This is a genomic window from uncultured Planococcus sp., assembly GCF_947501725.1.
Classification (GTDB): domain Bacteria; phylum Bacillota; class Bacilli; order Bacillales_A; family Planococcaceae; genus Planococcus; species Planococcus donghaensis_C.
Genome location: NZ_CANMXD010000005.1, coordinates 217,978 through 243,055 on the forward strand (window position 1 = coordinate 217,978; position 25,078 = coordinate 243,055).

Here is a 25,078-nt window from a genome sequence, read left to right on the forward strand (position 1 = left end):
CAGCACCAGCCGGTATTTTCACCATAATCTTACGAATAGAAAGTAGGGAAAAAAATGACGCACATAACTGACGTACCAATCCGCCATAAAGGAAAAGCAGTTAAGGCAGGTGCCATCGCCGGGATTTCAAAAAGGGATTCCCGCTTGTCCATCGCCAATTTATCGATCGCCTTTATCGCCTTAGTCATCGGCGGTGCTGCCGGTTTGTTGCAGGGCTTTGTCCGAAGCGGTTTTTTGGAACTTCCTTCCTGGATCAGCTATTATGCTTTGCTGACAGCTCACGGCGTCTTGCTGGTACTGGTGTTAAGCTCTTTCTTCAGTATTGGCTATCTATATGCCGGAACATCGCGGGTACTGGGTGGACTCGCAGATAAAACAGTGGCTTTCGGATGGACTGGTTTTGGATTGATGACAGCCGGAACTGTAATTGCCGCATTTTTCATCCTTTCGGGAGACGCTAATGTGCTCTACACATTCTACACACCCATGCAGGCGAATCCCTGGTTTTATGTCGGCCTGGCCTTGCTGGTCGTTGGAATCCTGCTGAATTGTGTGGGGATGTTCATCACCTATCAGAGCTGGAGAAAACGGAATCCCGGTGAATTGACGCCGCTTTTCGCATTTTTCTCCAATGCAGTTTTTGTCCTTTGGGTCTTTGCGTCCCTCTTCATCGCTGTGTTTGTAGTGGGGATGGTCATCCCTTGGGCGTTTGGCTGGGTCCCGACAATCGATCCCATGATCGGGCGCACCATGTTTTGGGCTTTCGGCCATACGCTCGTTAATATTTGGATGCTGACTTCCATTTCCGCCTGGTATGTCTCAATGCCAAAAATTATCGGTGGGAAGGTGTTCAGTGATTCGCTTGCCCGAGTCGCCGTGGTCATTCTTGTGGTCGCCAACGTACCCGGTGGCTTCCATCACCAGATTCTTGATCCAGGATTGTCTGTGGAATTGAAATTCCTGCATGTCATCCAAACGTTCATGATCATCTTTCCATCGCTTATGACAGCTTTCGCGATGCTTGCTACAATGGAGCGTGCCGGCAGAACAAAAGGGGTCACAAGTTTACTGGGCTGGTGGAAAATCCTCCCTTGGTCCGACGCTCGTTTCTTCGCTTTGATTGTCGCCATGTTGGCTTACATTCCGGCTGGACTGGGGGGGATCATCAATGCCAGCAATCAGGTCAATCAAGTTGTCCACAATTCGATCTGGGTCACTGGACACCTGCATTTGACTGTGGGGACGACGGTTATGCTGACGTTTTTCGGAATTTCCTATTGGCTGATCCCTTATCTATCGGGAAGAAAAATGACGAAAACCATCAATCGTTTAGCCCTTGCCCAAACGGTTGTCTGGGCAAGCGGAATGCTTCTGATGTCCGGTGCGATGCATTTTAATGGACTGCTTGGAAGCCCGCGCCGGACGGCAAATACAACATATAACGGACACAGTGCCGCATCGGATTGGGCGCTGTATGAAATGTTGATGGCTATGGGTGGAGTCATCCTGTTTATCGGCATTCTCTTGCTGGTATACATCTGGATCCAACTTGCCTTTATCGCACCAAAAGGAGACACAGATTTTCCGATTGGCGAAGATTACAATAAAAAAGATGCATCCCCACTGTTCATGGATCGTTGGGCGATCTGGGTTGCTCTGGCGACACTTTCAATCGCCATCGCCTACGTGATCCCGTTACTGGACTTTGCTTCGGGAAATTCACCGGGATCTCCACCATTTTTGATGCCATAACTTTTCAAAATAGAAAGAGGGCGATAGAAGTCTGATGAATACAGACTTCTATCGCCCTCTTTCCTCTTGCTCCGAAAATTCAATTCGTACAGGTTCAAACCTGAAGCGAAAAGAAGGTCCGCTTTTCAACATCCCGGATAACAGAATTTAACGAAAAACACTGTACCTTCTTCATTCGACTGCACATTGATTTTAGCATGATGGCGGGCGGCAATTGCATAAGAGACGCCCAGCCCTAGACCAGTGCCATTATCTTTCGTGGTATAGAAAGGAGTGCCGATTTTCTTCAGGACTTCTTTGTCCATCCCTGCGCCTTGATCGCGGATTTCCAATACGACAGTGTCTTTCTCTTCAGTATAAGTGCGAATCGACAGCATTTTTCCCGGCTGCATCGCTTCCAGGCCATTTCTGCACAGGTTGATGAGCAATTGACGGATTTCATCCCGGTTCAAGAACATTTCGGGTATCTCCTGCGTCTCGAACTCGATGATTTTGTTTTGGTTGAAGGTATCGATTTCCAGTAGTGGTGCGATATCATAGATGATGGCATTTAAATCCTGCATCTTCAATTCCGATGAACGCGTATTTCCCATCGAAAGAAATTCTGAAATGATGGAGTTGGCGCGATCCAATTCATCAATCATGAGCTCGAAGTAATTAATGTATTTCTTCAATCCCTGATCATTTGTAAGCAATTGAAGGAAGCCCCGGACCGTGGTCATCGGATTACGGATTTCATGGCTGATTCCCGCAGCCATCTGGCCGATCAATTCGAGATTCGATAAGCGTTTCAGCTCATTTTCATAGTTCTTTTTTTCTGTAGTGTTTTTGCATAGGCAGCAGATGCCATCATCAAATGGATAGGCGACCACTTCAAAGCAGCAGCCCTCCGCTGATGAAACTTCAAAATGCACAGGAATGCGCTCCGACATCGCTCGGTAAAGCTCATCATGCAGAACGGGATTGAGTGTATCCGAATACACATCCCATATGCTTTGCCCCAACACGTTCTCGGATGCTTTCCCTTTTGGTAGATACTGATGCTGGTTGATGTAGATGAATTCCCAGTTCTTGTTCAGCGCGAAGAAACCATCCGTTATGCTTTCGATGACACTGGTGACTTTGTCGTTGGCAGTCGCCAATTCGTTTGTACGTCTTTTCACACGCAATTCCAGTTGATCCATATACGTTAAATTTGAATAGCTGAGGGCTGTCGCATCAACAATCGAATGCGCCAGGTGGACCTGGGATTTTTCGTCCGACTGGAGGGTCTCCATTAAACAGGCGATGGCAATAAACCCGAAAACTTCTCCTTTCGAAATCAATGGAATTAACAGCAGCCGGCATCTTTCCTCACTCGGTATAAACTTGACTGTTCTGTTGACCATCACTTCATGGATAATGTTTTCAGTGCATTGATTCGCCTGGATATCCTTCAGTGCATTCTTCCATTCATCTTCTGTCCATTCAGACTCCTTGCTCATTCCTTTAAAACTGAGGACATTTTCTTTCTTCGGATTGCTGAGAAAGGCGGCAACATTCGTGCAGTCCACGGTTTTGCCCAAATAATAAAAACAAGTATCCAAGGTTTCCTGGATGGTTGAGCACATGGACAATTCGCGGTTGGCATCGAGCAACAGCTGCTTTTCTGCAAGTAAATGCTCTTTCTGCTTTAAGTTATTGGCATTTTGAATAGCGACCGCTGCCATATTGACATATGCCTCTACACTTTGTATCTGCAGCTCTGTAATGTCCATGGGTTTTCCACAATCGAATAGAAAGACCAGTCCAAAGAGGTGCTCCTCATAAATGATTGGGAGCCCGAGCAGTGAATGGATATTGAATGCCGCGACAGCTGACGGGTCGGGTCGTCTATCCCTCGAAGTATCGGGAATATAAATCGTCTGCTTCGTATTCAGGATGTCTTTGGCGAAGCGATCTGTTTCAATATTGATTTCCTGGGAAGAAATGGCGTGGCCGTTGATGAAATCAGGTTTTCCGGCTACCGCCCTGAAATGGCCATCTTCATCAGGGAGATAGATGCCGACAGAATCGCATTGAACGATCTCTTCGGAGATTGCAACCGTGACATGCTTTAGTACTTCATGCAGTTCCAACTTCGTATTGATGATTTTCGTCAGTTCTGCCAGTCTTGAATACCTGCTTTGTTCTTTTAACATAGTCATACGCTCCGCTCTTGATCCTTACGAAATAGTAACGATGATTTTGGACAAATTTCTCTATTTCGTGAGGATATTATGTCAGTAGCTTACCATAGATTATTTTGTATCGGCTGATAATTTTTCACTTTCCCGCTTTGCTGAATGTTTTTCGGAAAACAGCATGCTGAAGTTGATGGCAGCTAGATTCAGCCATTCATGTATGCGTATTCTCCTTGTCTTAAGATGGCAGAATAACGCCTGAAAATCCGCCGATCAACACTTCCTTGCCCAGTTGGTTTTTACAGCTGAACGAAGCTGCGATCGCTGTCCGGTTGTTGGCCAGTTTCTCATACTGTTCAATTTCCACGTCACAAATGATGGTGTCTTTTGAAAACACCGGTCTTAAAAACTCAAAGTTCATGGTGCGGGCCATGACATTATGGTCTCCACCGACTTTTGTAGGCAAGGTTGCCGTCAGCAAACCCTGCACCATCAATCTTCCTTCCTCGTCTGGCGTCAGGTGATGATTTCCCTCATCTCCTGAAACTTTCGTAAACAGTTCTATGTCCTCTTTTGTGAAGCTCCGTTCGAATGAAATGACATCTCCTACTTTTAATGACAAATCGATTCCTCCTGTCGGCAGTTTTAAATCTGCTGAAAAAATCACACTGCCCGTTATTTTAATCGGTTAAATTTTTGATATATCTTCTTGGCTGCTTGGATTGGAAACTTCTTGTTATTTTCATTATAAACAAAACCACCGACTTTTTCGGCGAATTTAACTATAGTGTGGATTTCAGACAACTCCCAGCTAAGTTTACTTATTTTAAATCCATTTTCATGAATAGGACACATGTCCTTTCCGTATTTTTCATCTTCTTTTACTGTAAAATGAAAGAAAGGTGTGTGAGCTGGATGAGAGGAATCTTTTTTGCCCTGGCAGGCGGCTTTTTCCTGACCTTCCAGAGTGTTGCAAATGCCACAATCAGTACTGGCATCGGAACATGGCAGGCAGCGACGATGACACAGTTCACCGGCTTTGTGCTGGCGCTGTTGATTGTTGTTATCCTGAGGGACCGTTCGTACCTCAATTTAAAAACAGTACCGCCTCTTTACGCATCCGGGGGAATGCTGGCAGCGGTCGTCCTTTACAGCAATATGACAGCAGTCCACCGGATGGGTGTAACGCTGACCATCGGCATCTTTTTGATTGCCCAGTTGGTTGCGGCAGTCATGATCGACAGTAAAGGCTGGTTCGACATGGCCAAGCAGCGGATCGGGCGGACACAGATTGCGGGGCTGTTGCTGATGATTGCAGGAGTCATTGTCCTGAAATGGTGAGGAGAGTGGAAATGGAATTGACAAGCAGGGATTATCTATCCCAATACGGACTTGCGGATTTGTTTCCGGAACGTGTCCAACATGCGATGCAAATGGAAAGTTTAGCAGGTGGAGACCGTTTGCTGTCTCAAGGAGATGATTCCGGTACCCTCTACCTCCTAGTCAAAGGAAAACTGAAGGTATCCATGCTTTCGCCCGAAGGAAAGCGTTTAATTTTAGCGTTTAAAAATCCTTTTGATTTGGTGGGCGATATCGAATTCATCCAGCAATGTCCGCTGATCAATACCGTAGAAGCCGTCACAACGACACGGGTCATCCGGATTCCATACGAAATCCTGCAAAAAGAGATGGCAGACAATCCCGTGTGGCTTCAATTCCTCCTCGAAACCGTTACCCAGAAATTCAAAATGAAATCGCACGCCATGAACTTCAACCTGCTTTATCCAGTGGATGTTCGCCTGGCGAGCTACCTGTTGTCCATGACACCGACAGAGCCGAAACTCGACTCCACTTCCCTCGTCGATATGGCTGACTTGATCGGCACCAGCTATCGGCATTTGAATCGTGTGCTTAAGCAATTCGAACAAGCCGGCTGGATCACTAAAAAGCGTGGGAAAATCACCATTCTTGACCGTTCTTCCCTGCTCGCTCAAGCCGGTCAAAATATTTACGAATAGGAGAATCTGTATGGCAATCGGCATCTTATTGGCATTACTCGGAGGCGCGTTTGTCTGTCTTCAAAATACGTTCAACGCCAACGTTAAAAAACATGTCAGCGTCTGGTCCACTACGGCCCTTGTCCTGCTTCTCGGATTTCTGGCTTCACTTGCCGCGGGGCTCGCTTTTGAAGGCAGCCGGCTGTTCGAATTCGAGGCACAACCCTGGTTTTGGTTCAGCGGCATACTCGGCGTCGGCGTCGTGGCCTGCGTAACACAGGGCGTCCAGATTCTCGGACCCAGCCGCGCCATTTCCCTGATCATGGTGTCGCAGATTTTCTTTGGCTTGATGTGGGATACGCTCGGATGGTTCGGCTTGGAAAAAGTCGCTTTCACATGGCAGTCCCTGCTCGGCGTCCTGTTGATCAGCGGCGGTGTCCTGTTATTTCAGCTGGGTCCAAGACTTGAGCAGCATCACGCTTCAAAAAGAAAATCTGTCGGGGTGGACGGCTCTGTAAAAGGGTAGTCCCAAGAAATTTTAATCGACATCAGTTTTTTGAGAATAAGTGGATCGTTAAGACAAAAAAAGGAAGAGCCGCAATGGTGCAGCTCTCCTTTTTTTATGCCATTCAACTGCCGTTACTTCATGTAACGGTATTCCCTCAAACTGTTTAAATTGAAGATTTCCTGCATTAATTCTTCTCCGATATTCGTTTCCCTGACTTTTTTTCGCTCCAGCTCTTCATCGACCAGCCGTTTTGCGGACAATACATCCGTACCGTTCTGCAATACCTCTTCTTTGGAGTTGAACAATTGATGCGCCACCAGCTGCATGCCATAAGAGTTGTATAACAGCGTATAGCCGGCGATTCCTGTGGTCGATTGGTAGGCTTTCGAGAATCCGCCATCAATCACCAGCATCTTGCCGTTCGCTTTGATTGGGTTTTCCCCATCACGTTCCTTGACCGGCGTATGGCCATTGATGATACGTCCATGATCCGGATTCAAGTCGAACTCCTCCAGCATCTTGCGGCACATTTCCTCATCTTCACGCAAATAATAATACGGATTCTTCCGCTCTTTATGCGTCTCTTTGTCTTTGATGAAATAGCGCTCAAACGTCGTCATTTCCCGTTTGCCGAAAAGGGAGGAATATTCCCCTGTCCACAAGTACCAGACCATATCAGTCGCAAAGTCATCAGTTTCCTCGGGATGAACAAATGAATGCCGGAGATACCGCTCGAAAAGGTCCAATAAATCCCGGCCCGCATAGTCTTTCCCTTCAATCTCCATCTTCTCCATATTGCCTTCTTCATCCAGCGGTATACAGCCATGGATCAGTAAGTTGCCGTTGTACTTCAAATAAAGGCTCCCTTTTTTCATCAGGAAATTCATGTGCCTTGCCAATTTTTCCGAATGTTGAAGAGAAAACAGCAGCTTATCGATGACCTGCTGCTCTTCTTCCAGCAATTCATCAGGTTTTTCCGGATTGACGGTCGCAAAACAGCCGTTTTCCAGCGGATAAGTTTTTCCATGGATCGTTGCTTCATTTTTTTCATAATCGACTTTTTCAAGCAACAACCGGTCTTCCATCGCAAAACAAGGACGTCTTTTGATGATCGGACTTTCCAGCTTAAACTGAATGATGGAAATCGCCTGATGGATTTTAGTGATCTGCAGCTGTTCCTGCTCCGTCAGTTTTTCATCCGCAATTCTTTTCGGACGGAAAGCCGGGTTGTCGTCATAGTACTTTTCCGCCAGGTTCAACAGCGGACGCAGATTGATGCCATAGACATCTTCGATAATATCCAAATTATTGTAGCGTGCGCAGATACGAACGATGTTCGCCAGGCACACCTTAGAGCCGGCAAATGCGCCGATCCAAAGGACATCATGATTTCCCCATTGAATATCAACTGAATGGTAATCGATGAGTGTATCCACAATCTTATGCGGATCCGGTCCCCGGTCATAGATATCGCCCACTACATGCAGATGATCCACAGTCAAACGCTGCATCGTGTAAGCCAATCCGATGATCAGCTTGTCGGCCTGTCCGAGCGATATGATCTGATCCACCATTTTGGCGTAGTACTCTTTTTTATTTTTGAACTCGTCCGTCTTGTACAGCAGCTCTTCGATAATATAAACAAATTGCTTCGGCAGGGCTTTGCGCAGTTTCGAACGTGTGTATTTGGACGATGCATAGGACACGAGTTTCAGCATCCGTTCAATGATTTCTATGTACCATTCCTGCAACTCCGCTTTACTGCTGAAATTGCTTTTGATCAACTGCAGTTTTTCTTCCGGATAGTAAACTAATGTCGCAAATTCGTTGAGCTCTTTCTGGCTCATTTCATCTTTGAACAAGTCCTTGATCTTCACTTTCACATTTCCCGAGCCATTTCGCAGAACATGCTGGAAAGCTTGGAATTCTCCGTGTAAATCGCTGACAAAATGCTCGGTTCCTTTAGGCAGATCAAGGATTGACTCAAGATTGATGATTTCAGTTGCAACTTTTTCTTCACTATCGTATTTTTGCGCCAATAGATCCAAGTATTTTAAGTTCAACATACTACATCTCCTTCCGCGACTCGTTTTATTTTTCTGCCGTTCGGCAAAAAATAAGACGGTTACTGTAAATACCATTACTTGTTCAGAAACCTGGTCACTTTGACTGAAATAAACATTTACATACACTCAATTAAATGGTTTTATTTGGATATAAGACAAATTATACACCTCTTTTTCATCTACAAAAGAGAGAAAGGATGCTTTTTCTTAGTATTTGAGACCCCCATAAACAAAAAGGGAAAAAAAATGGTCTTCCTTATGATTCAGTTTACCGCAGAAACCGCATAAGCTCTAGTAGAAAAAAGATTAGCCGGCTGAACTGAAAAGAAATCGTTTGAACAACGGGCTGAAACCCATCGAGGAAACTCGTTATACGTGCCCAGATGAAACAGACGGTCCGGTAGATGATAAAAAAGAAGCAAGAAAGTGATGGTTTCACTTCCCTGCTTCTTATCATCTTTTAAACTTGGAGAACCTGCTGGATTTTAAAGGGCCAGCGCCAAACTGAAGGCTCACATCTCCTGAGAGCAGTCATTTGCGGTTGTTTATTGATTACCAATCCGATAGTCACAGCTATTGATATGGTCATGGACCATCCCGATTGCCTGCATAAACGAATATGTCGTCACCGGTCCCACAAATTTAAAGCCGCGCTTTTTCAATTCTTTGCTGAGCTGGACAGAAAACGGCGATTGCGCAGGAATCTGTGCATCGGTTTCCCAGTTATTGTGGACCGGTACGCCATCTGTAAAGCTCCATAGGAAATCAGCGAAACTTCCCCACTCCTTTTGAATGCTATGTACCGCCTGAGCGTTGGTACGGACAGATTGGATTTTTGCGCTGTGCTTGACTATAGGATAATTCTCTTTGATGGATACAAGATCTGCATCCGACAGCCCCGTACAATAATCAACGTCGAATTGATGGAAAGCTTCCTGATAGGCTTTGCGCTTTGATAACACAATATTCCACGATAATCCGGCCTGTGCACCTTCCAGAATCAACATTTCGAAAATATAGCGGTCTTCCCGGCTGGGCCTGCACCATTCTTCATCATGGTAGGCTTGCATCACGGCATTGCTTTGAGCCCATAAACATCGATTTCCCACCTATACCACCTCGTTTCTGTAGTTGATTCCACTATACCACTGAAGAGAAACCTCCACATTTATAGACTTTTTCGGAATACTGAAAAGGACGTCCACTAATCGTGAACGCCCTTTCGTCTAGGTCAACTCTGCCATTAGATCAATAAATTGAACAGCAGAGAATCATTATTGAGGTCTTTATATGGAAAACCGTTTTCTGTCATGCGTTTGACGAGCGGCTCGTAGTCCTCCTGGCACTTCAATTCGATTCCGACCAAGACCGGTCCTTCTTCGCGGTTTGTCCGTTTCGTGTATTCGAAATGGGTGATGTCATCATTTTCTCCAAGAACCTGCTCCATAAATTTACGGAGAGCTCCAGCACGCTGCGGGAAAGTGACGATGAAATAATGCTTCAATCCCTCATAAATCAGAGATTTTTCTTTGATTTCCTGCATCCGTTCAATGTCATTATTGCCCCCACTGATGACGCAAACAACGTTTTTTCCTTTGATGTCATCTTTATAGAAATCAAGGGCTGCAACGGATAATGCGCCAGCGGGTTCCGCCACGATGGCATTTTCGTTATACAGCTGCAAAATCGTCGTGCAGACTTTACCTTCGGGCACCAGAGCGATGTCGTCCAAGACATCTGAACAGATGGCCATGGAAAGATCCCCGACCTGTTTGACTGCAGCGCCATCGACAAATGTGTCGATGGTATCCAGACGCGTCACCTGTCCATTGGCTAGAGAAGCTTTCATCCCCGCAGCTCCGGCCGGTTCCACACCGATCAGTTTTGTCGAAGGGCTGATTCCTTTCAAGTAAGACCCGACGCCGGACGCCAATCCGCCGCCTCCGATTGCGCAGAACATATAATCGACGCGCTCCTGCATATCATTCAGCACTTCTACCGCAACTGTCCCTTGTCCAGCGATGATGCGGCTGTCGTTGAATGGATGGACAAACACCTTTTCTTCCACCGTGCAGTAGTCCATCGCCGCAGTGAAAGAATCGTCAAACGTATCGCCCGTCAATACTACCGATACTTTGTCTCCGCCAAACCGCTTGACCTGCGATACTTTTTGGCGCGGAGTCGTCAATGGCATGAAAATCTTCCCTTCAATGCCGAGTGCGAAGCACGAGTAGGCCACACCTTGCGCATGGTTGCCGGCGCTGGCACAGACGACGCCTTTAGCACGGTCTGCTGCGCTTAGGCTGCGGATGAAGTTATAGGCTCCACGCAGTTTAAAGGAACGAACCACTTGCAGATCCTCACGCTTCAAATAGACATTGCATTCATATCGTGCGGACAATAATTCATTTTTCTGCAACGGAGTTTTATTGACGACATCCTTGAGCGCCTGGTTGGCCACCATAATCTCTTCCACCGATACTCTAGATAGCTTTACTTCCCTGTCAAGCTCTGTGATGTTGCTCTTAGCCATAGATGTCACCTTCTTATTTTTATTTATCTCACTACTCTAACACATCAGAGCGTTTACTTGGTAAGAAAATTGCGACAATTCAATGAAAAGTTTTTCTCCATCTTGTCTTTATCGAACTTAAATACACCTGCAAAAGATTAGAATGGAAGATTGTTAACTATTCATTTTAATGAATGGCACATTTCCCATTTCTCCAATTGAATATTAATGAATAACAAATATGGCTCGGCTGAAAAATGAATAACTTGAATAAAAATAACCCACCCTTTTGAATAAAGGGTGGGTTATAAGTATTACTCTTTTAGTTCGACACGATAAGCGGAAACCACTTTTCCATCTGTTGCTTCATCCGCGATAAAGGAACCATTTGAATAACGGTCCACGTTCTTCAACGAATTGGCAATCAGTGAAATGCGTGCGCCTTTGTCGGTTTCCAGAATGATTTCTTCTTTACCGGTTGCAGCGACTACAGCAACCACACGGTGAGCATTCGATTTCAACTCACGGAGCATGACGACGCCCCGCTTTGCACGGCTGCCGCTTTCAAACTCCTGCAGCTTCATTTTCTTCGCCGCACCGCGGTGGGTGATCAAGACTAATTCCTGCTTCACTTCCGGGTCGATCATAACAGCGGACACTGCTTCATCCGCATCTTTCAGATTGATGCCTTTGACACCCCCGGTACGAAGTCCGGTAAGCGGAACTTCCTCCAGTGGGAAACGTACCCCATAGGCTTGCTTAGTCCCTATGAACAATTCGGTTTCCTTCGTCACCAATCCCGCATAAATCATCGCATCGCCCGACTTCAGGTTCATCGTCTTAATAGCACGTGAATAACGCTGAATATGATAATCCTTCAACGCTGAACGTTTGACCTGCCCTAATTTAGAGACCGTCAGGATGCTGGCTTCTGCATCGAAGTTTTCAAACGGATACACCGCAAGGATGGATTCATTGGCATCCAATTGCACGATGCTGGATAAATGCTGGCCAAGGTCTTTCCATTTGATATCAGGCAATTCATTGATCGGCTGGTAAACAAAGTTTCCTGCAGTGGTGAATATCAGAATGGTATGCTGCGTATTTAAGTTGCCTTCGAACAGCAGATAATCCGTTTCTTTCATCGCGAAGTCCTTGCCGTTTGAAGCGGCATGAGAACGTGTACTGGTCCGCTTGACATACCCTTCTTTGGTTACGGTTACTACCACTTCTTCGCTTGGGATCATGATTTCGCGTGTAATAGTGATTTCTTCAATTTTATCTTCAATGACGGATCGGCGCGGTTCTGCAAATTGCTTGCGTATGTTTGCCAATTCTTTCTTGATGACATTTTTTAATTTTGTTGAACTGGTCAGTATCCCTGTCAATTCAGCGATCAATTTTTTCAGATCGTTTTCTTCTTTTTGCAGTTCCGTGATGTCCGTATTGGTCAAACGGTATAGTTGCAGGGAGACAATCGCTTCCGACTGTGCTTCCGAGAAATCGAATGACTCAATCAGGTTATTTTTGGCATCGCGTTTATCTTTTGAAGAACGGATGGTCTTGATCACTTTGTCCAGAATCGATAGAGCTTTCATCAAGCCTTCCACAATATGCATACGATCACTGGCTTTTTGCAGATCGAACTCAGAACGCTTGGTGATAACTTCTTTCTGATGCTCGATATAGGCATCCAGCATCGTCTGCAATGTCATCATTGTCGGACGGCGTTTGTAGATGGCCACCATATTGAAGTTGTAGCTGACCTGCAGATCGGTATTTTTATAGAGATAGCTCAAAATTCCGTTTGCCTGGACATCTTTCTTCAATTCAATGACAATCCGCAATCCGCTTCTGTCCGATTCATCCCGTACTTCGGAAATGCCTTCAAGCTTGCGGTCGAACCGGTGGTCGTCAATTTTTTTGATCATATTGGCTTTATTGACTTCAAAAGGGATTTCTGTAATGACGATCTGTTCTTTTCCGCCTTTTAACGGTTCCACCCGGGCTTTTGAACGGACAATGATTTTGCCTTTGCCGGTTTCATAAGCTTTACGGATGCCATCCACTCCCTGGATGATGCCGCCGGTCGGGAAATCCGGTCCTTTAATGACGGTCATCAGTTCCGCGACTGTCGCTTGTGGGTTATCCATGCGCATCAATACCGCATCGAGTACTTCGTGAAGGGCATGCGGCGGGATATCGGTGGCATAGCCGGCAGAAATACCGGTCGACCCGTTGACCAGAAGGTTCGGGAATCGAGCCGGCAAAACAGTCGGTTCCATATCAGAATCATCAAAGTTTGGGATGAAATCCACGGTGCCTTTATTGATGTCCCGTAGCAGTTCAGATGAAATAGCAGATAGACGGGCTTCAGTGTAACGCATCGCAGCAGGCGAATCGCCGTCCATCGAGCCGTTATTGCCGTGCATTTCAACGAGCATGTGTCGGATTTTCCAATCCTGGCTCAAGCGCACCATCGCCTCGTAGACAGAGCTGTCTCCGTGTGGATGGTAGTTACCGATGACGTTACCGACGGTTTTAGCCGATTTACGGAACGCTTTATCATTGGTGTTGCCCTCGTGGTACATTGCATATAAAATACGGCGCTGAACAGGTTTCAACCCGTCACGTGCGTCCGGCAATGCCCGGTCCTGGATAATGTATTTACTGTAACGGCCAAACCGATCGCCGATTACTTCTTCCAGTGGCAAATCCTGAAATCTTTCGGTTTGTGTCATACAAGTTCCTCCTCAGCGTGAATCAAATCATTTTCAAGAATATTGCTGTCTTCTTCAAGTCCGAAGTCGACGTTGTTTTCGATCCATCTGCGCCGCGGTTCCACTTTATCACCCATCAAGGTAGTGATGCCGCGTTCTGCGCGTGCACTGTCTTCAATCGTAACCCGGATCAATGTACGGGATTCTGGGTTCATGGTCGTTTCCCATAACTGGTCTGCGTTCATCTCACCCAAACCTTTGTAGCGCTGCAGTGTATAGCCTTTACCGACTTTTTGGATCGATGCATCCAAATCCGATTCTGTCCAAGCGTAGTCGACCACTTCTTTTTTGCCGATGCCTTTGGAAACCTTGTATAGCGGCGGAAGCGCGATAAACACTTTTCCAGCCTCGATCAGTGGCTTCATATACCGGAAGAAGAACGTCAGCAGCAGCACTTGGATATGCGCTCCATCCGTATCTGCATCGGTCATGATGATGATTTTATTGTAGGCGATGTCGTCGATTGAAAAATCGGAAGATACCCCTCCGCCAATCGCGTGGATGATGGTTGAAATCTCTTCGTTCTTCATGATTTCCTCGAGTTTCGCTTTTTCCGTGTTGACGACTTTCCCGCGCAGCGGCAGGATAGCCTGGAAGGTCCGGTCGCGCCCTTGTTTGGCAGAACCGCCGGCCGAGTCTCCCTCCACCAGGTATAATTCGTTCTTCGAGGCGTTGCGGGATTGGGCAGGCGTCAATTTACCGGACAGCAACGCGTCCGATTTCTTGCGCTTTTTGCCGTTTCGCGCGTCTTCGCGCGCTTTTCTGGCGGCCACTCGAGCCTGTGACGCACGAATTGCTTTCCGCACCAAAGAAGCGCTGAGATCAGCATTTTCTTCCAGGAAATACATCAATTTTTGGGACACGACTGAATCGACGATGCTTCTTGCTTCACTGGTTCCAAGCTTGCTTTTAGTCTGTCCTTCAAATTGCAGCATGCCTTCGGGGATGCGGACGGAAACGATGGCTGCCAATCCTTCGCGGATGTCGGAGCCTTCAAGGTTTTTGTCTTTTTCCTTCAGCAAGTTGATTTTTCTGGCATAGTCATTGAAGACGCGTGTCATGGCCGCTTTTGCGCCGGTTTCGTGGGTACCACCATCGCGGGTCCGGACGTTGTTGACAAACGACAGGATCGTTTCGGAATAGCCATCGTTGAACTGGAACGAAAATTCAATCTCCATTTCGTCCTGCTGCCCTTCGATATAGGCTACTGGGTGCAGCACGTCTTTTTCCTCGTTCAGGTAAGATACAAACGCTTCAATGCCGGTTTCATAGTGAAAAATGTCCTTTGCTTCTGTCCGTTGGTCGAACAACTCGATCTTCAGCCCCTTCAACAGGAAAGCAGACTCGCGCAGACGTTCGGAAAGCGTTTCATAATTGTATTTGGACACGGAAAAAATAGCTTCATCCGGCAAAAAGTGGATCATGGTACCACTTTCTTTTGTCGATCCGATTTCTTCAAGCGTCGTGGCCGGCTTGCCGCCGTTTTCAAATCGTTGGCGGTACTTTTTGCCGTCACGGTAAATCGTCACTTCCAGAAATTCGGATAAAGCATTAACGACCGATGCACCGACGCCATGAAGGCCTCCACTTGTCTTATAGCCGCCCTGGCCGAATTTCCCTCCGGCATGGAGAACCGTCAGAATCACTTCCGGAGTGGGTTTTCCGCTTCGGTGCATTCCTGTAGGCATGCCGCGTCCATAATCCCGGACACTGATGCTGTTGTCTTCATGGATGGTTACAGTAATTCTGTCTCCGTATCCTGCAAGCGCTTCATCGACCGAGTTATCGACAATCTCATAGACCAAGTGGTGAAGCCCGCGTGTATCCGTCGACCCGATATACATCCCCGGACGCTTTCTAACGGCATCTAAGCCTTCGAGTACCTGAATTGCTTCTTCGTTGTATGCCGTATTTTGAATTTTAGCCATCTAATTCCCTCCAACAAACATTTGTTCGCATAATGATCTCTCTTAATCGTATTCTATTTCGTACTCATCTGTCAAACTTCATAGAAAAAGAGCGCTGAGCGCCCTTTAGCAGTAATGCCTTATTTCAGAATGGCGTGTTCCACTTTGATGCAACGGTCCATAATGACTGTGTAACCTGCATCAGCCAAGCGATTGAATACGTCTTCATCAACTACATTTAATTGTGTCCAGAACACTGGACAATCGATTTTCATGAACTCTTCAGCGATATCTTCTAAAAACTCACTGCGCCGGAAAACGTTGACGATATCCACTTTTTCTGGAATTTCACTCAAAGAGGCGTAACTTTTTTCACCCAGTACAGTATCTGCCTGCGGATTGACTGGGATGATGCGGTAACCGGCCCGTTGCATGGCTTCCGAAACGATATGCGAAGTTCGGCTTGGATTCGGGCTCAGGCCGATTACAGCAATTGTTTTCGCATTGTCGAGTACGTTTTTGATTTCTTCTCGGCTAGGATTGTTCAAGATCATCACCTGTCCTTTTTATTCTATCATACACGAATTCGTCCTGCCTGTTGAATAATTTGGCATCTATTGTTCAAAGAACTTCAGTCATGGTAAACTGATACTACAAAATAAGGTTGTTTTAAAGGAGTTCATGATGACTATACTGCTTCCCATTCTACTCGCTTACCTGCTCGGCTCGATTCCGTCTGCCTTATGGGTCGGGAAACTATTTTACAACACGGACATCCGCACACAAGGAAGCGGAAATTTAGGCGCAACCAACACATTCCGGACACTCGGGAAGAAAGCCGGAATTGCCGTCACGCTGCTGGATATCCTGAAAGGGACGGCCGCAACGCTGATTCCCCTCTACATCGCAACTGACATTCACCCGCTGCTGCTCGGGGTCATCGCAGTCATTGGCCACATCTATCCGGTGTTCGCTAAATTTAAAGGCGGCAAAGCAGTTGCGACTTCAGGCGGTATCCTTCTCGGCTATCAATGGCCATTGTTCATCATGGCGGTGGCAGTGCTGCTCATCGCTTTGAAGATCACGAAAATGGTGTCGTTGTCTTCTATTATCCTGGCTGTCGTTTTCATCATCTATACGACTTTTTACGGGATCTATACGGGAGACTACCTGTTTATGATTGTCATATACATTCTGGCTTTGTTCATCATTTTCCGCCATCGGGCCAATATTTCCCGGATCCGCGCAGGAACTGAGCCGAAAATCAACTGGTAACCCCAGTGGAAGGACGTGTGATATGCAGATTAACATTAGTCAAGACGCACTCGATTGGTTTAAACAAGAAATGGAAGTGGCTCCTGGAGAAGCAGTTCGCTTTTTCGTCCGCTACGGTGGTTCCAGCAAGCTGCAGCCTGGATTTTCATTGGGTGTAACCAAAGATCAGCCGTATGAAATGGCTGTCCAGGTGGAACAGAACAAAGTCACCTACTTTATTGAACAAACCGATGTCTGGTATTTTGACGGTCACAATCTACAGGTCAGCGTCAATGATGACTTGCACGAACTTGATTATTCATATACAAAATAAAAAAGCATGAGCTATTCATGCTTTTTTATTTTGCAGTTTATTCAGTTGCTCCAATTGCCCTTCCCGCTGCAGAATAGCCTTTTGGCGATCGCCGAACAAGTCAAAATGCGGGTAATTGCCGCGCAAATCCATCCATTCACGCTGCAGACCATACTGCTTGCCCCATGTCTCCAGCTTATCCAAATCGCAGCAACCGACTTTGGTGACCGTACTGCATCCCGGAAAGCGCTCATCCACCCAGTAATGGGTCAAAAATGAAATCTGTCCCTTGGCGACTCCCTGTTTCCAGCGCTCCAGCTCGTCCCGCTTAATTCCGAACGCCATCGGCTGCCTGCCTTTTGATCTCTTCGTATTTTTCATGCCATTCCGGATAGATTTTTTTGATGGAAACCGGACGGAACGACTCTTTTTTGACTACTACGTGCTCGGATGTTGCGGTTGCAGCAATCGCACCGTCTTCATGGACGATTTCATAGCCGTATTTGGTCCGCAGGCGCCCGTGCTCCTCAACCCAGGTCCGGACATAGGCTTTCTGTCCGTAACGGAGAGCCGCTTTATATTGAATGGAGATATCGGTAACTGGCGATAAGTAACCGTCTTTTTCCATTCCCGCATACGTGAATCCCAGATCTTCAATCAGTTTGGTGCGGCCGATTTCCAGCCAGATAATATAGTTGGCATGATAGACGACCCCCATTTGATCGGTTTCCGCATAACGGATTTCTATTTCTTTTTCGCTTATGTACATGTCCATTTCACCTCTTTATTCCGCTTTAACGGGCAGTAAGACTCCCGCTTCTACATGTGGGAGGTCCACTGACCGTATAAGTCCGATTGGATCAACTAACAATCAGTGGTGATGAAACCCCACTGATTGAAGTTTCTCTTTACCAGTATACAAGAAATTCGTTTTTAGATGTAAGAGAAAAGGCTGCCGGGGGAATTCCCCCGGCAGCCTTTTGGGTGTAGATTTTATACTTCCAGCAATTTGTTGCGCAGCACCATTTGCAGGATGCCGCCGTGGCGGAAATAATCCACTTCCACTTCGGAATCGAAACGTGCCAATACTTTGAACTCAGTCACTTTACCGTCTTCAGCAGTAGCTGTAACAGTAAGGACGTCGCGTGGTTTCACGTCATCAGACAAGTTGACGCTGATGGTTTCGTGTCCAGTCAATCCAAGAGAATCAGCGCTTTCGCCGTTGACGAATTGCAATGGCAGAACGCCCATCATTACAAGGTTCGAACGGTGAATACGCTCATAGCTTTCAGCGATGACTGTTTTGATGCCTAGAAGGAACGTACCTTTAGCAGCCCAGTCACGTGAAGAGCCCATGCCGTAGTCTTTACCAGTCAAGACAACAAGTCCTGTGCCTTGTTCCTGATACTTCATGGCAGCGTCGTAAATTGCCATTGTTTCGCCAGTTGGCCAGTAAGTCGTGTAACCGCCAGTTGTTCCTGGAGCTACCTGGTTACGGATACGAATGTTGGCGAATGTTCCGCGCATCATGACTTCGTGGTTACCGCGACGAGATCCGTAAGAGTTGAAGTTACGTGGCTCTACGCCGTTTTCACGAAGGTATAGTCCTGCTGGCGTATCTTTGCCGATGGCACCAGCTGGTGAAATATGGTCAGTCGTGATCGAGTCTGCGAATTTCGCAACTACGCGAAGGTCAGCCAACGGTTGGATCGGAGCCGGCTCTTTTGATAGACCTTCAAAGAACGGCGGGTTCTGGATATAAGTTGAAGTTGCATCGAACTCATACAAAGAATCGTCGTTCGTTTCAATCGCGTTCCATGCTTCGTTTTCATTGAATACGTGCTCGTATTCTTTGCGGAACAATTCTGGAGTGACTGTGTCTTTAACGACTTGTTTGATTTCTTCAGTTGATGGCCAGATGTCTTTGAAGAAGACGTCTTTGCCATCTTTGTCTGTGCCGATCGGCTCAACTGCGAAGTCGATATCCACTGTACCGGCAAGTGCATAAGCAACAACCAGCATTGGAGATGCCAAGTAGTTAGCTTTTACAAGCGGGTGGATGCGTCCTTCAAAGTTACGGTTACCTGACAATACAGATGAAACCAGTAAATCGTTGTCCAGAATCGCTTCTTCGATTTCAGGAAGCAATGGACCAGAGTTACCGATACATGTTGTACAGCCGTAGCCGACTAGGTTAAAGCCGATTTGGTTCATGTAATCCAACAAACCAGAATCATTCAAGTAACCCGTAACAACTTTAGATCCCGGAGCCAATGAAGTTTTCACGTAAGCAGGTGGAGTCAATCCTCTTTCGACTGCTTTTTTCGCTACTAATCCAGCACCAAGCATTACGTATGGGTTAGAAGTGTTTGTACAGGACGTGATTGCTGCAATCGCCAAAGCACCAGTCTTCATATCAACATTTCTGCCATCTTTGAAGTTAACTGTTGCAGTTTTTTCGATTTCAGCTGCATCAAGTGCAAAACCGTGTGGTCCTTCTTCGCCAGTTACAGCTTTGTTGAACTCAGGTTTCATTTGAGATAAAGGAATCAAATCCTGTGGACGTTTCGGTCCTGCAAGGTTTGGTTCGATTTCAGAAAGGTCGATTTCCACAAGGTCTGTGTAGATCGGATCTTCGTTTTCAACAGTGAAGAACATATCGTTCTCCTGCAGATACTTCTTGGTTACAGCAATTTGGTCTGCATCACGTGCAGTCAAACGCATGTAATCAAGTGCTTCGTCGTCGACTGGGAAGAATCCGCAAGTTGCGCCGTATTCTGGAGCCATGTTGGCAATTGTTGCGCGGTCAGCAAGCGGCAAAGTTGTAACACCAGGTCCGAAGAACTCAACAAATTTACCAACTACGCCTTTTTTACGCAATGTTTGAGTGACTTTTAACGCCAAATCGGTAGCAGTTGCACCGTTTGGAAGTTCGCCAGTCATTTTAACTCCGATAACTTCTGGAATTGGGAAATAAGAAGGCTGTCCAAGCATGCCAGCTTCAGCTTCGATACCGCCAACGCCCCATCCAAGAACACCGATTCCGTTGATCATTGTCGTATGTGAATCTGTACCGACCAATGTATCAGGGAATGTTTCGAATGTACCGTCTGCATTTTCAACTGCATGGACAACGTTTGCCAAGTATTCAAGGTTTACCTGGTGAACGATACCGGTTGCAGGTGGAACCGCACGGTAGTTATCATAAGCTTTTTGAGCCCAGCTAAGGAACTGGTAGCGCTCAGCGTTACGATCGAATTCAAGTTCCATGTTGATGCGAAGCGCATCTTCTGTTCCATAGTTATCAACCTGTACAGAGTGGTCAATTACAAGATCCACTGGAATTTCAGGGTTGATTTTGTTCGGGTCTCCACCCATTTCAGCCATTGCTGAACGAAGTGCAGCCAAATCGACGACTACTGGTACGCCAGTGAAATCCTGGAGGATAACGCGTGAAGGCTTGAATGGAACTTCCGCTTCTTTGTTGGCATCTTTGCCCCATTTTGCTAATTCTTCAACGTGCTCGTCTTTGATCACATATCCGTCATGCTGACGCAATACGGATTCCAATAGAACTTTAATTGAATAAGGGAGGCGTGATACTTTAGCGACTCCTGCTTCTTCTAATGCTGCTAAACGATAATAGTTATACGTTTTGCCATTTAGCTCAAAAGAAGTGCGGCTGTTGTGCAAACTGCTCTTTGCCATTTGTGTGTTCCTCCTTTGAATCTTCTGAAAAGGCTCGTGACAGCGCTTTTCTCCTCTTCCATCATACCGAAAGTGGGAGCATAAGTAAATTACATTAAAATTATACATTGTGATAAGTTTTTCGAATGACTATTCTGCGAATCAATCGAGTTTGCTTAATGTCTTTTCCAGCTGCTTGAAATGCCGCTTTTCATGCAATCCGACAAATGGAAACCATTGAAAGAGCGGCACTTTTCCAAACACCGGATGATCCATCGATTTTTGTTTCAGTTGTTCAGAGCCGGCGCTTGCATACACTTCATACAATAAATTATGGGAAGCATTCAAACGCTCTTTCATCTCTTCAAGCGTAACGAATTCTTCAGTCGGCACCACATGTTTCGGTGCTTTCACTTTGAAGGACCGGCTGACTGTCAATGCGATTGGCTTTTTTATCGCTTTGTGGCTGTCTTCTTTCGTGAGCTCGTAGGACACCCCTTTCGCAATGGTTTTTTCCATTAGTTGAAGATGATCCAGAATCTGAATTGGCGACCATTCTTCCGCTGACGGTTTTTGGTTCAGTTTTTCATCACTCAACCCCTCTACTGCCTGAAGAATCTGGTTTCTGATTTTTGCGTTATCTTCTTTGAACATCTCAATATCCACCTTCATTTCATCTAATTGCCTATCTCTATTAACATACCCTAATCTATCCGAATTATATACATGAATTGCAGCACATTCTGCCTTGTAGCCTCGGCTTACCAATAGCCAGTATCGCAGGTTTCCTTCGACCTTGTTCTATAAGGGAAAATACGTTCTATTTGACTGAATTAATGGTATAATTTAAGGAAATTCCTTAGAAGAGGTGACGCACGATGCCTTACGGTTATGAGAAATTCCGGTTGGACAATGGCATTAGTCCGAATACGGTTGTCCATGAAGTCCAATTGATCCGCTCGCTCTTCGCTTTTCTTCGGCATACCTATAAAAAACCGGTGGAGCCGCATGACATCCGCCCCTCCGATATCCAGCAGTTCCTGCAGGATCAGCATGCATCCGGCATTAAAGACAGCACTTTGAACCGAAAGCTGATCTATATCAGAAGATGGTTTGATTATATGTGGCAGATTGGGCGCATTCCCAATGATTTCATGCCAAAGTTTAAGTTCAGCGAAAAACTTGATTTGACACCTTCCGATATCTATTTGGACTATGAAGACCTATTGAAGAAAAAAGACGCCGTACTGGAGGCGGATCATCTATCATTAAATGCCAAGATCCTTTATATCCTATATTTGCGCGGACTTCGGCTGCGCGATATGGTGGCCATCGATGTGGATAATTTTGATGACCGCGATGGAAAACTGACATTGGCGGTCGAAAAGAAAGACGGTTATCAATGTCTTCTGGAATTTTCGGACAAGGAGATTCCTGTCATGCTTGATGGAATTGAACGCGCCGTATTCCGTGGCACGCCGTATTTGTTGTCGTCCAAAGTGAAAAACGAATACACAATGTTCCAGATGGGATCATTGTCTGATTACACTGAAGCGCTTTCCTCTTTTGTCGGCATGCCGATGCGATCCGGGGATATCCGTTTCGCTTATGTTCACTACCTCTATTCTGTTGAGCACAAGAACCTCGAGGAAATCCAGGAAATTCTGGGTGTTTCGCTCGACTCGGCATCACGTATCCTTAAGGATTCCCTGGTTCGCCTAAAAAGAGGCACACATTAAAACAGCCTGTCCCGGAGTATCGGGACAGGCTGTTTTTGGTTTCCAGTCATAAGAAAAAACCGAAATCCAAAGCAAAATTGAAAATGAGCAAAGTATGGATCACTACAAAAATCATTGCTTGCCGATCTAATTTCTCTACGTTTTCATATTGCATCAGGACCACCCCTTCTCTATATAATAGTCTGATTATACTGAAAACTTAGTCCTTTGGCAAGGATTATTACTTTCAGTAATTAAGGATTTAGGTTTATAATCAAGAAAAGAATTGGAGTGGATCACATGAAAAAAGCATTATTGGTTGTCGATTACACAGTGGATTTCGTTGCGGATGACGGAGCACTGACTTGCGGAAAGCCTGGACAGGCGATTGAAGAAACGATTTGCAGACTGACAGAAGAATTTCTAACCGAGAAAGAACTGGTGGTAATGCCGGTCGATCTGCATGAAAAAACCAATGCATTCCATCCGGAGGCGTACCTTTTCCCCCCTCATAATATTAGAGGGACTGCTGGAAGAGAGCTTTACGGCCGCCTTGCGGAAGTCTATAAAGCTAATGCGGACCACATCATCTGGATGGATAAAACGAGGTACAGTGCATTTGCCGGCACCAACCTGGAGCTGCTTTTGAGTGAACGGAACATCAAGGAATTGCACATTGTTGGCGTCTGTACGGACATCTGCGTACTGCATACGGCAGTCGATGCCTACAACAAAGGATACAAAATTTTCATCCATGAAAAAGGTGTTGCCAGCTTTGATCAAGCAGGCCATGACTGGGCTCTGCGGCACTTCACTACAACCTTAGGCGCACGAGTTTTATAATTTTTTTGCCTGTTTATGTTTCAAATGTCCTGTTTCTGGTTATACCTAGAGTGTAGCAATTATTCATTACATTCGAAAAGGAGCTGGAAAAAATGGGTTTTATTTTATATTTGATTATGGGTGGTATCATTGGTTGGATCGCGGGTATGATTCTTGGTAAAGATGTACCTGGCGGCATTATCGGTAACATCATCGCAGGTATCGTAGGTGCTTGGTTAGGTGGATTGATTCTTGGAGATCTAGGTCCAGTTGTTTGGGGCGTAGCTATTATCCCAGCATTAATCGGTGCTTTGATCTTTGTATTCGTTCTTAGCCTGATTATGGGATCTATGAGAAAAGGTCGTAGAGCCTAATAAAAAAGAGTGGACAATGTCCACTCTTTTTTTTTGCGTTCAATTGTATTCTTCTTCATACATATTGTAATAATGCAACACGTCAGCAACGTACTCTTCACTGTGATTGTATTGGAAAATTGCGCTTTCCAAGTCCCCTTCAACGGCACCGTTCTGTGACAGGTAATTCGCAGCGCTGTACAAAGCATCCGTTAAATTATATGGATCCGCAATGCCATCTCCGTTTCCGTCGACTCCATAACCTCCATAATAGGCAATTACATCAAGGTTTGTCTTATCTTCTTCACTGATTTCCCCTTGTCCTTTTCCCGAGCAGGTCGGATGGCTCCATCCCACAAAAGTGCAGGGCATAAACTGAAGATGTCCTTCTGCTCCCACTGGAGACAACAATGGATCCATCCTCGAAAACCTTGTTTCAACCCTGTGATGGGCAGCGAGTAAAGTCCAGGGAATGCTGTAGGCATCTGACGCTTCTTTATAGAGCGGAATGTATTCTTCCGGGACCTCCAGCTCCACTAAGTGGCTGGGTGCTTCTTTGATGGTATCGAATACCGAAGCGGAATTGACCATCGCGAAAACAAGGATTCCGATTGTCATCGTTACTATAGCCGCCGGTACGAAAAGAATCAGGCAACCAATCTTACGCTTCCACCTAATTGGTAATTTTTTCTTTTTCATTTCTCCACACCTATTTTTTATTTGTTTAAGTGTAGCATAAACTTTATTTTATTGCCGTTTCCTGATGAATAGCCGGCAATCTAAAACCCAATTCGTCTACTATATTAAATTTCTTATGATATGATTAACTAGTTGAAAACAGGAGGTGAGTTATATGTGGGAAGACTTTAAAAAATTCGCGTTGAAGGGGAATGTCCTTGACCTTGCTGTAGCAGTAGTCATTGGCGCCGCTTTCGGTAAAGTGGTTTCTTCTTTGGTGGAAGATATCATCATGCCGGTTGTCGGAATTTTGGTCGGTGGAATCAGTGTGGAGAATTGGAGTTATACGTTCAATGATGTTGTTTTGAACTATGGCCTATTTATCCAATCCATTATCGACTTTTTCATCATTGCTTTCTCGATTTTCATGGTTATCCGCATCTTCACCAAGATGAAACGCAAAAAAGACATACCTGCCGACGAAGAGCCGGAAGTGCTGGACAAAACCCAGGAAATCCTTCTCGAAATCAGAGATCTTTTGGGCAAAGAAAAAACCGGTCTATGACCGG

23 protein-coding genes are annotated in these 25,078 nt (G+C 45.8%); 10 read left to right on the top strand and 13 right to left on the bottom strand.

The window, feature by feature from the left end:
• Positions 1–54 precede the first annotated feature (54 nt).
• On the top strand, positions 55–1,752 hold the full coding sequence (locus Q0785_RS09680; RefSeq protein WP_298829150.1) for a cbb3-type cytochrome c oxidase subunit I: 1,698 nt from the start codon (positions 55–57) through the stop codon (positions 1,750–1,752).
• Positions 1,753–1,877: 125 nt separating this feature from the next.
• Here Q0785_RS09680 and Q0785_RS09685 read toward each other — a convergent pair whose 3' ends face one another.
• Both Q0785_RS09685 and Q0785_RS09690 read right to left on the bottom strand, forming a co-directional pair.
• Positions 1,878–3,932 carry an ATP-binding protein gene (locus Q0785_RS09685; RefSeq protein WP_298829352.1) on the bottom strand — a complete coding sequence of 685 codons (2,055 nt, stop codon included), beginning with the start codon at positions 3,930–3,932 and terminating at the stop codon, positions 1,878–1,880.
• Between the two features lie 220 nt (positions 3,933–4,152).
• Positions 4,153–4,536 (bottom strand): enoyl-CoA hydratase, encoded by a 384-nt coding sequence (locus Q0785_RS09690; protein WP_298829151.1) that lies wholly within the window; start codon positions 4,534–4,536, stop codon positions 4,153–4,155.
• Positions 4,537–4,829: 293 nt separating this feature from the next.
• Between Q0785_RS09690 and Q0785_RS09695 the strand changes: the two genes are divergently transcribed.
• The 3 genes from Q0785_RS09695 to Q0785_RS09705 are packed head-to-tail and all read left to right on the top strand — an operon-like array spanning position 4,830 to position 6,437.
• On the top strand, positions 4,830–5,255 hold the full coding sequence (locus Q0785_RS09695) for a DMT family transporter (RefSeq protein ID WP_298829153.1): 426 nt from the start codon (positions 4,830–4,832) through the stop codon (positions 5,253–5,255).
• An 11-nt stretch (positions 5,256–5,266) separates the two neighbouring features.
• Complete coding sequence (locus Q0785_RS09700) at positions 5,267–5,932, top strand: Crp/Fnr family transcriptional regulator (RefSeq protein ID WP_298829155.1); 666 nt, start codon at positions 5,267–5,269, stop codon at positions 5,930–5,932.
• A gap of 10 nt (positions 5,933–5,942) precedes the next feature.
• The gene (locus tag Q0785_RS09705) at positions 5,943–6,437 is read left to right on the top strand and encodes a DMT family transporter (RefSeq protein WP_298829157.1); all 495 of its coding nucleotides are present in this window, start codon (positions 5,943–5,945) and stop codon (positions 6,435–6,437) included.
• A 113-nt stretch (positions 6,438–6,550) separates the two neighbouring features.
• Here the strand turns inward: Q0785_RS09705 and Q0785_RS09710 are convergent, their stop codons facing one another.
• The 6 genes from Q0785_RS09710 to Q0785_RS09735 all read right to left on the bottom strand — a co-directional run bounded on the left by Q0785_RS09710 (position 6,551) and on the right by Q0785_RS09735 (position 16,238).
• The gene (locus Q0785_RS09710; RefSeq protein ID WP_298829353.1) at positions 6,551–8,482 is read right to left on the bottom strand and encodes a fructose-1,6-bisphosphatase; all 1,932 of its coding nucleotides are present in this window, start codon (positions 8,480–8,482) and stop codon (positions 6,551–6,553) included.
• Positions 8,483–9,030: 548 nt separating this feature from the next.
• On the bottom strand, positions 9,031–9,594 hold the full coding sequence (locus tag Q0785_RS09715; RefSeq protein ID WP_298829160.1) for a DNA-3-methyladenine glycosylase I: 564 nt from the start codon (positions 9,592–9,594) through the stop codon (positions 9,031–9,033).
• Between the two features lie 134 nt (positions 9,595–9,728).
• Positions 9,729–11,018: a threonine ammonia-lyase IlvA gene (gene ilvA, locus Q0785_RS09720; protein ID WP_223639171.1), complete on the bottom strand. Its 1,290-nt coding sequence runs from the start codon at positions 11,016–11,018 to the stop codon at positions 9,729–9,731.
• Positions 11,019–11,311: 293 nt separating this feature from the next.
• The gene (gene parC / locus Q0785_RS09725; RefSeq protein WP_298829164.1) at positions 11,312–13,738 is read right to left on the bottom strand and encodes a DNA topoisomerase IV subunit A; all 2,427 of its coding nucleotides are present in this window, start codon (positions 13,736–13,738) and stop codon (positions 11,312–11,314) included.
• On the bottom strand, positions 13,735–15,705 hold the full coding sequence (parE, locus tag Q0785_RS09730) for a DNA topoisomerase IV subunit B (RefSeq protein ID WP_298829166.1): 1,971 nt from the start codon (positions 15,703–15,705) through the stop codon (positions 13,735–13,737). The genes parC and parE overlap by 4 nt, the downstream gene beginning before the upstream one ends.
• Before the next feature lie 119 nt (positions 15,706–15,824).
• Complete coding sequence (locus Q0785_RS09735) at positions 15,825–16,238, bottom strand: CoA-binding protein (RefSeq protein ID WP_298829168.1); 414 nt, start codon at positions 16,236–16,238, stop codon at positions 15,825–15,827.
• 130 nt (positions 16,239–16,368) lie between these two features.
• On the opposite strand from Q0785_RS09735, the gene plsY reads away from it, so the two are divergent.
• Entirely contained in the window at positions 16,369–16,959 is a 591-nt protein-coding gene (gene plsY, locus Q0785_RS09740) for a glycerol-3-phosphate 1-O-acyltransferase PlsY (protein ID WP_298829170.1), read from the top strand.
• Positions 16,960–16,981: 22 nt separating this feature from the next.
• On the top strand, positions 16,982–17,272 hold the full coding sequence (locus Q0785_RS09745; protein ID WP_298829172.1) for a HesB/YadR/YfhF family protein: 291 nt from the start codon (positions 16,982–16,984) through the stop codon (positions 17,270–17,272).
• A 15-nt stretch (positions 17,273–17,287) separates the two neighbouring features.
• On the opposite strand, the gene Q0785_RS09750 is transcribed toward Q0785_RS09745, so the two are convergent.
• From Q0785_RS09750 to Q0785_RS09765, 4 genes are all read right to left on the bottom strand, one after another.
• Positions 17,288–17,596, bottom strand: coding sequence for a hypothetical protein (locus tag Q0785_RS09750; protein WP_298829173.1), 309 nt, complete (start codon positions 17,594–17,596; stop codon positions 17,288–17,290).
• Positions 17,580–18,020: a thioesterase family protein gene (locus Q0785_RS09755; RefSeq protein WP_298829175.1), complete on the bottom strand. Its 441-nt coding sequence runs from the start codon at positions 18,018–18,020 to the stop codon at positions 17,580–17,582. Before Q0785_RS09755 ends, Q0785_RS09750 begins: the two co-directional genes overlap by 17 nt.
• Before the next feature lie 224 nt (positions 18,021–18,244).
• On the bottom strand, positions 18,245–20,959 hold the full coding sequence (gene acnA, locus Q0785_RS09760; protein ID WP_298829177.1) for an aconitate hydratase AcnA: 2,715 nt from the start codon (positions 20,957–20,959) through the stop codon (positions 18,245–18,247).
• Positions 20,960–21,100: 141 nt separating this feature from the next.
• Positions 21,101–21,592 carry a DinB family protein gene (locus tag Q0785_RS09765; RefSeq protein WP_298829179.1) on the bottom strand — a complete coding sequence of 164 codons (492 nt, stop codon included), beginning with the start codon at positions 21,590–21,592 and terminating at the stop codon, positions 21,101–21,103.
• A 224-nt stretch (positions 21,593–21,816) separates the two neighbouring features.
• Here Q0785_RS09765 and Q0785_RS09770 point away from each other — a divergent pair, with 224 nt between their 5' ends.
• The 3 genes from Q0785_RS09770 to Q0785_RS09780 all read left to right on the top strand — a co-directional run bounded on the left by Q0785_RS09770 (position 21,817) and on the right by Q0785_RS09780 (position 23,852).
• On the top strand, positions 21,817–22,677 hold the full coding sequence (locus Q0785_RS09770) for a site-specific integrase (protein WP_298829181.1): 861 nt from the start codon (positions 21,817–21,819) through the stop codon (positions 22,675–22,677).
• A gap of 279 nt (positions 22,678–22,956) precedes the next feature.
• A complete protein-coding gene (locus Q0785_RS09775) occupies positions 22,957–23,499 on the top strand; it encodes an isochorismatase family cysteine hydrolase (RefSeq protein ID WP_298829184.1) in 543 nt (180 codons plus the stop codon).
• 92 nt (positions 23,500–23,591) lie between these two features.
• A complete protein-coding gene (locus Q0785_RS09780) occupies positions 23,592–23,852 on the top strand; it encodes a GlsB/YeaQ/YmgE family stress response membrane protein (RefSeq protein WP_298829186.1) in 261 nt (86 codons plus the stop codon).
• A gap of 39 nt (positions 23,853–23,891) precedes the next feature.
• Here Q0785_RS09780 and Q0785_RS09785 read toward each other — a convergent pair whose 3' ends face one another.
• On the bottom strand, positions 23,892–24,530 hold the full coding sequence (locus Q0785_RS09785; protein WP_298829188.1) for a lytic transglycosylase domain-containing protein: 639 nt from the start codon (positions 24,528–24,530) through the stop codon (positions 23,892–23,894).
• Positions 24,531–24,684: 154 nt separating this feature from the next.
• Between Q0785_RS09785 and mscL the strand changes: the two genes are divergently transcribed.
• Positions 24,685–25,074, top strand: a complete 390-nt coding sequence (gene mscL / locus Q0785_RS09790; RefSeq protein ID WP_223639223.1) for a large conductance mechanosensitive channel protein MscL — start codon at positions 24,685–24,687, stop codon at positions 25,072–25,074.
• Positions 25,075–25,078 lie beyond the last annotated feature (4 nt).